At 73.9% G+C, this 12,142-nt stretch carries 10 protein-coding genes and 1 pseudogene; 6 read left to right on the forward strand and 5 right to left on the reverse strand.

All coding sequences use genetic code 11. The annotated features are described in order from the left end of the window. Positions 1 to 215 precede the first annotated feature (215 nt). Both FHS38_RS30035 and FHS38_RS30040 read left to right on the forward strand, forming a co-directional pair. The gene (locus tag FHS38_RS30035) at positions 216 to 1,688 is read left to right on the forward strand and encodes a DNA-3-methyladenine glycosylase 2 family protein (protein ID WP_184738905.1); all 1,473 of its coding nucleotides are present in this window, start codon (positions 216 to 218) and stop codon (positions 1,686 to 1,688) included. Positions 1,689 to 1,690: 2 nt separating this feature from the next. After that, the gene (locus FHS38_RS30040; protein ID WP_184738907.1) at positions 1,691 to 2,185 is read left to right on the forward strand and encodes a methylated-DNA--[protein]-cysteine S-methyltransferase; all 495 of its coding nucleotides are present in this window, start codon (positions 1,691 to 1,693) and stop codon (positions 2,183 to 2,185) included. A gap of 6 nt (positions 2,186 to 2,191) precedes the next feature. Here the strand turns inward: FHS38_RS30040 and FHS38_RS30045 are convergent, their stop codons facing one another. Next, positions 2,192 to 2,674: a DUF456 domain-containing protein gene (locus tag FHS38_RS30045; protein WP_184738909.1), complete on the reverse strand. Its 483-nt coding sequence runs from the start codon at positions 2,672 to 2,674 to the stop codon at positions 2,192 to 2,194. 78 nt (positions 2,675 to 2,752) lie between these two features. Then, positions 2,753 to 3,418, reverse strand: a pseudogene (locus FHS38_RS30050) (helix-turn-helix transcriptional regulator); the annotation flags it as partial. 1,034 nt (positions 3,419 to 4,452) lie between these two features. On the opposite strand from FHS38_RS30050, the gene FHS38_RS36435 reads away from it, so the two are divergent. Both FHS38_RS36435 and FHS38_RS30060 read left to right on the forward strand, forming a co-directional pair. Beyond that, positions 4,453 to 5,442, forward strand: coding sequence for a protein phosphatase 2C domain-containing protein (locus FHS38_RS36435; protein WP_373301858.1), 990 nt, complete (start codon positions 4,453 to 4,455; stop codon positions 5,440 to 5,442). A 91-nt stretch (positions 5,443 to 5,533) separates the two neighbouring features. Further along, on the forward strand, positions 5,534 to 7,276 hold the full coding sequence (locus FHS38_RS30060; RefSeq protein WP_184738915.1) for a pyruvate dehydrogenase: 1,743 nt from the start codon (positions 5,534 to 5,536) through the stop codon (positions 7,274 to 7,276). 21 nt (positions 7,277 to 7,297) lie between these two features. Here FHS38_RS30060 and FHS38_RS30065 read toward each other — a convergent pair whose 3' ends face one another. Then, a complete protein-coding gene (locus FHS38_RS30065; RefSeq protein ID WP_184738917.1) occupies positions 7,298 to 7,867 on the reverse strand; it encodes a DinB family protein in 570 nt (189 codons plus the stop codon). A gap of 282 nt (positions 7,868 to 8,149) precedes the next feature. On the opposite strand from FHS38_RS30065, the gene FHS38_RS30070 reads away from it, so the two are divergent. Further along, positions 8,150 to 8,614 carry an ATP-binding protein gene (locus FHS38_RS30070; protein ID WP_184738919.1) on the forward strand — a complete coding sequence of 155 codons (465 nt, stop codon included), beginning with the start codon at positions 8,150 to 8,152 and terminating at the stop codon, positions 8,612 to 8,614. 200 nt (positions 8,615 to 8,814) lie between these two features. On the opposite strand, the gene FHS38_RS30075 is transcribed toward FHS38_RS30070, so the two are convergent. Together FHS38_RS30075 and FHS38_RS30080 are read right to left on the reverse strand one after the other, a co-directional pair. Next, the gene (locus FHS38_RS30075; protein ID WP_184738921.1) at positions 8,815 to 9,885 is read right to left on the reverse strand and encodes a DUF2637 domain-containing protein; all 1,071 of its coding nucleotides are present in this window, start codon (positions 9,883 to 9,885) and stop codon (positions 8,815 to 8,817) included. 198 nt (positions 9,886 to 10,083) lie between these two features. Next, the gene (locus FHS38_RS30080) at positions 10,084 to 10,884 is read right to left on the reverse strand and encodes a (2Fe-2S)-binding protein (protein ID WP_229822809.1); all 801 of its coding nucleotides are present in this window, start codon (positions 10,882 to 10,884) and stop codon (positions 10,084 to 10,086) included. A gap of 238 nt (positions 10,885 to 11,122) precedes the next feature. Here FHS38_RS30080 and FHS38_RS30085 point away from each other — a divergent pair, with 238 nt between their 5' ends. After that, the gene (locus FHS38_RS30085; RefSeq protein ID WP_184738924.1) at positions 11,123 to 11,956 is read left to right on the forward strand and encodes a GntR family transcriptional regulator; all 834 of its coding nucleotides are present in this window, start codon (positions 11,123 to 11,125) and stop codon (positions 11,954 to 11,956) included. The last annotated feature ends 186 nt before the right edge of the window (positions 11,957 to 12,142 follow it).

Consider the following 12,142-nt stretch of genomic DNA (forward strand, 5'->3'; position numbering starts at 1 on the left):
GCAGCGGTGCCCGGCGCCGACGCGGGCGCCCCCCGAAGGGGGCGCGCCCCCGAGGCGCCGGGCCTGCGGCCGGTCCCCGGGCCTGCGGCCGGGTCTGCGGGCGGTGCCCGGGTCTGCGGCCGGTCCCCGGCCGGTGGGCCGCTGTGAGGGTCCCAAACGTGGCGTCCGATTTCCGCCAGTCCGGTGTTGTCCCATGCCGCAGACTGGAAGGTGTGATGGACGAAGAGACCAGGTACGAGGCAGTGAGCAGCCGCGATGCCCGCTTCGACGGAGTGTTCTTCTTCGCCGTGGTGACCACCGGCATCTACTGCCGCCCGAGCTGCCCGGCGGTGACCCCGAAGCGGGCGAACGTGCGCTTCCACCCGTCGGCGGCCGCTGCCCAGCGGGCCGGGTTCCGGGCCTGCCGGCGCTGTCGGCCGGACGCCGCGCCCGGGTCGGCCGAGTGGAACGTACGGGCCGACCTCGTCGGGCGGGCGATGCGGCTGATCGGGGACGGCGTCGTCGACCGCGAAGGGGTCGCCGGGCTCGCCGACCGGCTCGGGTACAGCTCCCGGCAGGTGCACCGCCAGCTCACCGACGAGCTGGGCGCCGGCCCCGTCGCCCTCGCACGGGCCCAGCGGGCCCACACCGCACGGGTCCTGCTCCAGACCACCGACCTGCCGGTCACCGAACTCGCGTTCGCGTCCGGCTTCGCCAGCGTGCGGCAGTTCAACGACACCATGCGCGAGATCTACGCCCGTACGCCGAGCGCCCTGCGCGCCCAGGCGCCCGGCACGCGTGGCCGCGCCGCCGCCGGCATCCCCCTGCGGCTCGCCCACCGCGGCCCGTACGCCGCCCGGGAGATCTTCGACTTCCTCCAGCGACGCGCCGTCCCCGGCATCGAGGAGACCCTCGGCGAGCCCGGCGCCCGCACCTACCGCCGCACCCTGCGCCTGCCGTACGGCACCGGCGTCGCCGAGGTCCGCGAACCGCGCCCCGCCGGGCCGCGCCGCGGCCACTGGCTCGACTGCCGGCTCCACCTCACCGACCCCCGGGACCTGTCCACCGCCGTCCAGCGCGTCCGGCGGCTTTTCGACCTCGACGCCGACCCGTACGCCGTCGACGAGCGGCTCGGCGCCGACCCCCACCTGGCCCCCCTCGTCGCCGCCCGCCCCGGGCTGCGGTCCCCGGGGGCGGCGGACGGGGAGGAGCTGGCGGTACGGGCCGTACTGGGCCAGCAGGTCACCGTGGCGGCCGCCGCACGGCTCGCCGGCACCCTGGTCGCCGCCTACGGCAAGCCGCTCGCCGCACCGGACGGCGGGCTCACCCACGTCTTCCCCGAGCCCGCCACCCTGGCCGACGCCACCCTCGAGGAGCTCGGCATGCCGGACTCCCGGCGACGCGCCCTGCGGACCGTCGCCACCGCGCTCGCGGACGACCGCGTGCGGCTCGACCCCGGCGTCGACCGGGACGCCACCGAGCGCGCCCTGCTCGACCTGCCCGGCATCGGCCCCTGGACCGCCGGCTACATCCGGATGCGGGCCCTCGGCGACCCCGACGTCTTCCTGCCGGGCGACGCCGGCGCCCGGCACGGGCTCACCGCCCTCGGTGCGCCCGCCGACGCCTGCGACGCCTGGCGCCCCTGGCGTTCCTACGCCCTGCACCACCTGTGGAACCACACGCCGCCCCGTGAACCGAAGGACGCCTGACGATGCTCTACACCGAAATCGACAGCCCGCTCGGACGGCTGCTCCTCACCGGCCGCCCCGCCGCCGACGCACCAGGCGGCACCGCCCTCGTCTCGCTGTCCGTACCCGGCCAGAAGAACGGTGTCCTCGCGCAGCCGGACTGGCACCGCGAACCCGCCGCCTTCGCCGAGGCCGAACGGCAGCTCACGGCCTACTTCGCGGGCGAGAGCAAGGACTTCACGCTCGCACTCGCCCCCCAGGGCACGGAATTCCGGCAACGGGTGTGGGCAGCCCTGGACTCGGTCCCGTACGGCGCCACCACCAGCTACGGCGAGCTGGCCGCCCGCGTCGGTGCCTCGCGCGCCGCCGTCCGCGCGGTCGGCGGCGCGGTCGGCGCCAACCCGCTGCTCGTGCTGCGCCCCTGCCACCGCGTGATCGGGGCCGACGGCTCGCTCACCGGCTACGCGGGCGGCCTGGACCGCAAGCGCCTGCTACTGGCCCTGGAGAGCGCGGGCTGAGCCCCGTCACCCCCGGACGACCGCGCCGATCCACCCGCCGACGACCAGCAGGCAGGCGAACAGCTCGACGAGCACGCTGGTCCCGAGCGCCCGCATCACCGTCCGCGTCGACGCCCACGCCTCGCCGTGCCCGCCCAGCCGCCGCCGCTCCATCGCGTAGAGCCCGGCGAGGAAACCCGGCACGGCACCGATCACGGGCAGGACGAAGAAGCCCACGACGCCCGACGCGCCCGCCACGAGGAAGGCGCGCCGGGTGATGCCCGCGCCCCTCGGCCGCCGTGGCGGCAGCAGCCAGATGACGGCCTGGTTCAGCAGCAGCACCCCCGTCGCCCCGGCCAGGACCGCCCAGGCCGACGCCGTCCGCTCGGTCATCGACCACCAGAGCACCCCCGCCCACACGATCGGCGGGCCGGGCAGCCCCGGGGTCACGACGCCGAACAGGCCGAGCAGCATCACCAGCCCGACCAGGACCAGCTGCCACGTCCCCATGGACCCAGGTTGCCAAAATGCCGCCACCAGCGCCCCTGCACCACACCTGACCTGCACAGACGCAAGTGCCGGCCCTCATCAGGCGCGGGCGGTCCAACCGTGCTCGGCCGCGTGCCAGCCCAGCTGCAACCGGGTCGTCACCCCCGCCAGCTCCATCAGCCGCTTCACCCGCCGCTGCACCGTCCGCAATCCCAGGCCGAGCTGTTTCGCGACACTCGCGTCCGTGAGCCCGACCAGCAGCAGGGAGAGGACCTCCAGGTCCATCGCATCGGGCCCGGGTGCCCCGGGCCCGGGTATGCCGGCCGCGGGCAGATGGCCGACCCGGTCCGCATCCGCACCGGCCGCGCGGATCGGCAGCGCCTCGTGCCAGACGTCCTCGAAGAGGTTCACCAGGGACTCCAGCAGCGCACCGCCGTGGACGACCAGCGCGGCCGACTCGGCGGTGTGCGAGGCGAGCGGCAGCAGCGCGATCCGGCGGTCGGCGATGACCAGCTCGGCCGGTACCCGCTCGACGGCCCGCAGCCGCGCGGGTTCGACACGGCCGAGGACGGCTGTGGCCCCGTCCCACCCCGGTGCCCCGGCCAGCGCGGCCCGCTCCACGACCGCCCGATGGGGCACCCCGCTCTCACCGCTCGCGGCGGCCCAGGGTCTCCCCGTCAACAGCGCGCACACTTCTTCGCCCGCGCCAAGACGCATTCGCGAAAGGCGCTGTGCGACAGCGCGCGCCCCGGTCACCACCTCCACCGCACCGGGGCCCGCGAGCCGTTCAGGCCGCTGCTCACGGTGCGCCGTCTCCCTCATCGCGTCCAGTCCTATGGCACCGAGCACGCGAACCCCTCCCCAAACCGCGTTCCGACTCGGGCCATCATCCCCGGGTGGTGTCCGCCGTGCACTCTTCCCGTATGCCACACAGTGTGGACAATAAGGGCATGAACCAGCAGGGGGATCGGTACGCCGACCAAGAGGACGCCTGGTGGGGCGAGTTGTACGGCAGGAGCGAACCCGATCCGGGTTCGGCCGCCGAGGGCGACAGCCTCGATGATCGTTTCATCTCGGCCGCGGCGGTGGTGAGGGCCGAACCGCGGGCACTGCGAGGCGCCGAGCCACCCGCACCGCCCGGCCCGCGCCCGCCCCAACCACCCCGCCGTACGGAGGCGGTGAGCCGCTCCGAACCGGTCAGGCGCTCCGGCCCCGGGAACCGCCCCGGGCCCGCGAAGCCCGTACATCCGTCCGAACCCGCGCCTCCCGCCTCTCCCGCGCCTCCCGCCCCTCCCTCAAGGCCCGCCGGCCCCAAGGCTTCCGCTCGAACCACCGACGCGTCCGGACCGCCGGCCCCCGCCGAAATCACCGGCCCCAAGGCCCCTCCGGACCCGCCCGCCCCGCCCGCCGCCGCGGACTCCGCCGGGCCGCCCCCACCACCCCCGTCCACCCGAGGCCTGCTCCCCGTCCCGAAGAGTTGGGGATCGCCCCACCCCGGCGCCCTGCCGGCCCCGCCCCAACTGCCCTCGCCCGCCCGGCCTTCGAACGCCCGGCCGGACCGGCCGCGCAAGCCCCCGCGCACCGATCCGAGGGCCCAGGTCCCACCCCCGCGGCTCCCTCTCCAGCAGAAGCGCTCCGCCCCTGCCGAGCCACCCACCCGGCCCCTCCCCACCGCCCCGTCCGCACCACCCACCCCCGCCGCACCGCCGGCACCGACAAGGGCGGCGATCGAGGCGGGCCGGACCGCCGGGGAGCTCGACGCGGGCAGCGGGCCCGAGCCGCCCACCCGACTGTCCTCGGTGCCCCGGCAGGTGGGCCGCACGGCGACCCGCGCGGCCGAGTTCGTGGGCCAAGGGCCGCCCACCTACGAGGCCGAGCCCACCGCTTGGCCCGCCGCCGCGCCCGGCGGGCTGGACGACCTCGTGCCCGACACCGTGGTCGACGGCGCCCGGTACGGCGTGCTGACGCTGCGCGCCCTGTCCCTGCGCGGGGACTCGGCGCGCTACCGCGGCGAACCGCGGCGGGACGCGCTGCTCACCGCCCGCTTCGGGGACGGCGACGACGCCCTGCTGCTCGTCGCCGTGGCGAGCGGCGGACGCGCCGCGGAAGGCGCCCACCGGGCCGCCCGGGACGTCTGCGCGTGGCTGGCCGACGCCGTCGGGCGCAGCCACCCCCGGCTGGTCGAGGACATCCGCCGCGGCCGCCGGGGCGAGCTGAGGTCGGGGCTGCACCGGCTCACCGACCGTTCCTACGGGCGGCTGCGCGGCCGGGCGGCAGACCTGGGCCTGCGGCCCGCCGAGTACACCGCCGCCGTGCGCTGTCTGCTGCTGCCCGCCGACGCCCGGTGCCGTACGCGCGTCTTCTTCGGCGTGGGCGCGGGCGGCCTCTTCCGGCTGCGGGAGGGCGCGTGGCAGGACCTGGACCCGGCACCGCGCGAGGCGGACGGGAACGTCGACCCGATCGTCGGCCGGGGCACCGGGCCCGCCGACCGGATCACCGTGGACCTCGGCATCGCCACCCCCGGCACCGCCCGCGTCATCGACCCCGTCGAGGTGCCCAGCGAGCCCTTCCGGTTCCGTGCGTCCGTCGCCCGGCCGGGTGACGTCCTGCTGCTGTGCAGCGCGGGCCTCGCCGACCCGCTGCGCGGCGAGCCCGCGCTGGGCGACCGGCTGGCCGAGCGGTGGACCGGGCAGCGGCCGCCCGGGCTGGCCGCGTTCCTCGCGGACGGACAACTGCGGGTGAAGGGATACGCCGACGACCGCACCGCGTGCGCGGTCTGGGAGGCATAGCCAGGAGTTCCGTGGGTTGATGGGGGCAGGAGCGCACTGTCAGGGGACGCGTTTCGGACGCGTCCCGACCCGACCCGAGAGGACCGGCCCGATGGCGAAGCAGACCGTGGCGGAACAGACGGTGGACATCCTCGTACGAGCCGGGGTGCGGCGGCTCTACGGGGTCGTGGGCGACAGCCTGAACCCCGTCGTGGACGCGATCCGCCGCAACGCCGCCATCGACTGGATCCAGGTCCGCCACGAGGAGGCGGCCGCGTTCGCCGCCGGGGCGGAGGCACAGCTGACGGGGAAGCTCGCGGCCTGCGCGGGCTCCTGCGGCCCCGGCAATCTGCACCTGATCAACGGCCTCTACGACGCGCACCGCTCCATGGCGCCGGTCCTCGCGCTGGCCTCGCACATCCCGAGCAGCGAGATCGGCACCGGTTTCTTCCAGGAGACCCACCCGGACCAGCTCTTCCGCGAGTGCAGCCACTACTGCGAGCTGATCTCCAACCCGCAGCAGATGCCCCGGGTGCTCCAGACCGCCGTCCAGAACGCGATCGGCCAGGGCGGTGTCAGCGTCATCACCCTGCCGGGCGACATCGCGGCCCAGCAGGCCCCCGAACGCAGCATCGAGCACGCCCTGGTCACCACGCGCCCCACCGTGCGGCCCGGTGACGCGGAGATCGAGGCGCTGGCCCGCATGGTGGACGAAGCGGGCAAGGTGACGCTGTTCTGCGGCAGCGGCACGGCGGGCGCGCACGACGAGGTGATGCGCTTCGCGGAGCGGGTGAAGGCGCCGGTCGGGCACGCGCTGCGCGGCAAGGAATGGATCCAGTACGACAATCCGTACGACGTGGGGATGAGCGGACTGCTCGGCTACGGCGCCGCCTACGAGGCGACCCACGAGTGCGACCTGCTGATCCTGCTGGGCACCGACTTCCCCTACAACGCCTTCCTGCCGAACGATGTGAAGATCGCGCAGGTCGATGTGCGCCCCCAGCACCTGGGCCGCCGGTCCAAGCTCGATCTCGCGGTGTGGGGCGACGTACGCGAGACGCTGCGCTGCCTCACACCGAAGGTGCAGGTCAAGAGCAGCCGCAAGTTCCTCGACAAGATGCTCAAGAAGCACGCCGACGCCCTCGAAGGGGTGGTCAAGGCCTATACGCGCAAGGTCGAGAAGCACACGCCGATCCATCCCGAGTACGTCGCCTCGATCCTCGACGAGGAAGCCGCCGCCGATGCGATCTTCACCGTGGACACCGGGATGAACAACGTCTGGGCCGCCCGCTATCTCACCCCCAACGGCCGCCGTCGCGTGATCGGTTCCTTCACCCACGGGTCGATGGCCAACGCCCTGCCGCAGGCGATCGGCGCCCAGTTCCTCGACCGTGACCGGCAGGTCGTCGCCATGTCGGGCGACGGTGGCTTCGCCATGCTGATGGGCGACTTCCTCACGCTCGTCCAGTACGACCTGCCGGTGAAGATCGTGCTCTTCAACAACTCCTCCCTCGGCATGGTCGAGTTGGAGATGATGGTCGGCGGGCTGCCGGCGTACGGCACGACCAACCACAACCCCGACTTCGCGGCCATCGCCCGGGCGGCGGGGGCGCACGGCGTCCGGGTCGAGAAGCCCAAGCACGTGCGGGGCGCGCTGCGGGACGCCTTCAAGCACAAGGGCCCCGCGCTGGTGGACATCGTGACCGACCCGAACGCCCTGTCCATCCCCCCGAAGATCAGCGCGGAGATGGTCGGCGGCTTCGCGCTCTCCGCGGGCAAGATCGTGCTGGACGGAGGGGTGGGCCGGATGCGGCAGATGGCCCGCTCCAACCTCCGTAATGTGCCGCGTCCTTGAGGGAAACCCTCGGCAGGAGCCCTAGAAGCCGGTGGAGCCGTCGATCCGCTCGCGGAGCAGGTCGGCGTGGCCGTTGTGCCGGGCGTACTCCGCGATCAGTTTCACCAGGATCACCCGCAGCGAGACCGGCTCGCCGCTGAGGCGCTCCCGGCCGGTGGCGTCCAGGGAGGGCGCGCCGGCCACGATCTCGCGCGAGCGCTCGCACTCGGTCCGCCACACCGCGAAAGCCTCCTCGACATCGCCGTCCAGCGCCTCGAAATCCTGGTCCGGATCGTCGTCCGAGTAGTACAGGTGGGGCAGGTCCTCGCCGGCGAACTGCATGCGGAACCACCACCGTTCCACCCCGGCGAGATGGCGGAGAAGGCCGTGCAGGCTCAGTCCGGAGGGTGCGACGCCCTTCTCGGAGAGCCGCTCCGCGGGGATGCCCGAACACTTGGCCTCGAACGTCGCCCGGTGCCAGTCGAGGAAGGCGGTCAGGACCTCGCGCTCCCCGCCGACGCGGGGGAGCTGTGCCCGGTCCGCGCCCGACCAGGGCTGTGCGTAGGTGTCGGCCGGCTGCCGGGCCGGGTTCTTCGCTGGAATCTCGGTCATGCGGCGAGTGTCGCAGGGGGTACTGACAATCGGCCCCCGGTGCCCGCGGACGCCGCCGGGGGCGACTATTCGCAGCGGCCGCGAGACAGTCCTGTATTTCAGTCATATCACCATGTTGATGCGTCAACAGGAGTCGTTCCCTTGAGAGTGGGGCATGCATTGCCGTGAGCGTGTTCGATCCGGGGCGCCGGGGAGGGGTCGGGGCGGCTAAGGATGAAACGGCGGACTGCGAACTGGGTGGACGCGGCGAGCGGCGCGGGTCGGGAAGGGGCCGCGGACGGCATGACGTCGGACGGGGACGGAAAAGGGGATTCCGGGCCTTGCTGGGAAAGACGAATCCGGCAAAAGGACCTGACGGCGGTCGGTGACGTGCGTGCCGCACTGCGCGAACTGCTCGCGCGGTGGGGGGCGCCGGGGCGGGCGGACACCGCCCGGCTCCTGGCGAGCGAGCTGGTTACCAACGCCCTGGTGCACACCGACGGCGGGGCGGTGGTCACCATCACCCTGAGCGGTGGTGACGCCGCCGAGGCCAAGGGGCGGCTGCGGGTGGAGGTGCGGGACTTCGTCGCGCGGCGTCCGACCCTGCACCGGGCGGGGCTGGACGGCGATCCGGAGTCCGTCATCGCCGGTGCCGCCACCTCGGGCCGCGGGCTGCTGCTGGTGCACTCCCTGGCGGATGCGTGGGGCGTACGGGCCCACGGCGTCGGCAAGTCCGTGTGGTTCGAGCTGGAGGCCCAGGAGCCGTGACGGCCGACGGTGCGGGCCGTGGCGGGTGGCCGCGCCGCTCGCGCGCTCCGAGTCGGCCTGTTCCGAGGTGAGTTGGCGTCCGCGGGATGCGGTGACCGCTCGTCGCCGTGTCGGTACCCAGTCGGGCGGCCGGGTAATATGGGTGCGGTTGGCCACGCGCGCCCCGGGCCGCGCGGCGGCCCAGGGCGGCCGGTTGTCAGTCAGCCGAACTGACGCTCGATCTGGGCGAGTTTGGCCTCCAGCGAGTCGAGTCGCGGGATGGCTTGGGTGTCGTCCTCCGCGGTGAGGTCGATCGGCTCAGGACCGTCGCCGACCGCCTGAAGTGGACGGGAACGAACGGGAAGGTGTCCCTGCTCGGCTATGGAAGGGTCCGAACCGATCTGTGCGGGCTGCGCGGCGGCGGGCACGGCAGCCGGTCCCGTGGGTCCGCCGGGCGGGCGCACGTCCACTTGCTGGCCGCCGCGGCCGAGGCCCCACGCCCGGTGCTGCCGGTTGTAGGCCTTGAGGCGGGCCCGCTCCAGCCTGCCCGCCTCCCGCTGGCGGATGCGGTGCTGTTCCCGCTGCCGTTTGTCCTCGCGGACCTCCTCGACCGCTTCGTCCAGCGTCCGTACGCCCTCGAGCAGCATCAGCGACCAGGCGCCGAAGGTCTCGCGCGGAGCCCGCAGCCACCGCACTATGCGGATCTGCGGCAACGGGCGGGGCACCAGGCCCTGTTCGCGCAGCGCGGCCCGGCGGGTCTGTTTGAGCGCGCGGTCGAAGAGCACCGCCGCCGACAGCGACATCCCCGCGAAGAACTGCGGGGCGCCCGCGTGGTCTATCCCGCGCGGCGCGTGCACCCAGTTGAACCAGGCGGCGGCACCCGCGAACGTCCACACCAGCAGCCGCGAGCCGAGGGCCGCGTCGCCGTGGCTGGCCTCGCGGACCGCGAGGACGGAGCAGAACATCGCCGCGCCGTCGAGGCCGAAGGGGACCAGGTACTCCCAGCCGTCCGTCAGCCCCAGGTTCTGCTGTCCGAAGCCCACCAGGCCGTGGAAGGAGAGCGCGGCGGCGACGGCGGCACAGCAGAAGAGGAGTACGTACGAGGCGATGCCGTAGACGGTCTCCTTGCGGCGCCTGCGCTCCTCGGTGCGTTCCCAGGAATCCGTGGTGCCCGCCGCGTCCTCCGGGCTGCCCCGCCGCCCGCGCGTGAGCACCGCCACCGCCACCAGGGCCCCGGTGAGCGCCACCCCACAGGGCAGTACCCAATTCAGCGGTATGTCGGTCACTCTCATCTTGCTTCCCTTGCTTTGCGGTACTGCGTTTCGCGCGTCATCCTGTCGGAATCGGACCGTTCCCCCAAGGGTTTTGGAGCAAGTGAACGCCAATGGAGGCCAAGGGAATACGGATAGGTGCGAAGTAAGTCGAACACCGTTCAGGTGAAGGGGAATTGTGTTCCCCTCAAGTCACTCGACCGGGTGGAATCAAGCCCATCAGCTTGCAGACAGCCGATCGAGTCGGTCCGCATCGCAGGTGCGCGGACAGGTAAGACAGGTGTCATCGGGGCGCAGGGTGTAGAAGAAGCAGCAACTCACCCGGTCCCGGGTCGGCAACGACCCCGCTCCGCGGGCCGACGGCACGGTCAGCTCACGGAAGTCGGAGCCGCCGACGTACGGCGCCGTGGCCCCCGGCAGCAGCAGGGCCAGCTCCTGCAGCGCCCGCTGTTCCTCGCCGAGCAGCCGCCCCAGATGCCAGAGCCCCTCGGTCACCTCGTCGGTCGCCATGCCCCACAGGGCGCGCGGCCCGCGTCGCATGCGCGGCCGGAAGCCGTCCAGCACCGGCCCCAGATGCTCGGCGACGGCCGCCCGCACCTCCGCGCGCAGCGCTTCCTCGTCCGGTACGACCCGGGCGCCCGGGTCGGTGGCGGCCGGGTCGTCGGGCAGGCAGGCGAACCGGGTGACCTCGGCCGTCATCCGCCCCAGCGTGCGGTGGAAGGAGACGGCCTCGACGGGCAGCCGCGGCACGCGGCGGTGCAGGAACCAGGGGACGGTGACGAGCAGACAGACCGGCCAGGCGTAGCGGTGCAGACCGAAGCCGGCCACCACGTCGGGGCGGCCCGGCTGCCCGTAGTCGCGCCGGATCTGTTCGTCGTCCCACGCGAGGTAGGCGTCGAGGTCCGCGCCGCCCGCCGCGAGTCCGGCCGCCGTGACCCAGCCGTCGCCGTGGCGCGGGGCCTCCGTCAGGACGGTCAGGGAAGGGAAGACCTCGGTCAGGCGGGCGTACGCGTCGGCCACGGGGGAGACCCGGGCGGTCCCGGCGTCCAAAGAAGGGGAGGGGCCGGGGAAGCCAGGGGGGCCGGGGAGAGGGGAGGGGGCGGAGGCGCGCGGAGGCGGGGCGGCCGAGGCGGGAACCATGCGGGGACCACCGAATCGAGATCGATGTCAGGTAAGCCTTACCTTACCGGAATCGTCCGGGGTTTGAACTGTCACAGGTGCCGCCTATGGTTCGGTATGGACACCCAGGAGGACCCCCATGGAGCAGGGCAGACCCCGTACCGCGGCGCCGCTGCCGAGCGCCGGTGTCCCGGCGCAGGCCGGGCCACCCGCGGCGCGCGGTGAGCACGTCCACGACGAGCGGGAGCACGGTTACGGCCACCCTGTGCCCGGCGCCCCCCGGGGCGCCGCTCGGCCGGAGCAGCCCGAGCGTACCGAGGAGCCCGCGCGCGGCGAGCGCACCGCGCGCAGGATGCCGCAGCGCTACTCCGTCCGGGGGCAGGTGCTCGACGCGCTGCGCAAGGCGCTGGTCAGCGGTGAGCTGGTCCCCGGGGAGGTCTACTCCGGCCCCGCGCTCGGCGAGCGGTTCGGGGTGTCCGCGACGCCCGTGCGGGAGGCCATGCAGCAGCTCGTGCTCGAAGGCGCCGTCGAGGTCGTGCCCAACCGCGGCTTCCGGGTCGCCAGCCGCACCGAGCGCGACCTCGCCGAGCTGGCCGAGGTACGGGCCCTCCTCGAGGTCCCCGCCATGCTGCGGCTGGCCCGCACGCTCCCGGCGCGGACCTGGTCCGAGCTGCTGCCGCTGGCCGAGACCGCCGCCGTCGTGGCGGCGAGCGGCGACCGCGCCGGTTACGCCGAGGCCGACCGGGCCTTCCACCGGGCCCTCCTCGGCCTCACGGGCAACCGCCAGCTGGTCATGGTCGCCGACGAACTGCACCGCCGCGCCCAGTGGCCGACGCCCCACGGTCCGGTGCGCCGCACCGCCGACCTCGTCGCCGACGCGGCCGAGCACCTGACCCTCCTCGACGCCCTCGCCGCGCAGGACCTCGCCGGCGTCGAGTCCTTGGTGACCCGCCACTTCACCGGCGCGGCCTGACGGCTGGGTGGCCGGCGGCTGACCCGCCGTTTCGTCCTCAAGCGCCGGACGGGCTGTTGTGCTGTGTCCTCAAGCGCCGGACGGGCTGTTGTGCTGTGTCCTCAAGCGCCGGACGGGCTGCTGTGCTCTGTCCTCAAGCGCCGGACGGGCTGATTTGTAGCCCGTCCGGCGATTGAGGACACCGCC

This window comes from Streptomyces netropsis (assembly GCF_014203545.1).
Classification (GTDB): domain Bacteria; phylum Actinomycetota; class Actinomycetes; order Streptomycetales; family Streptomycetaceae; genus Streptomyces; species Streptomyces netropsis.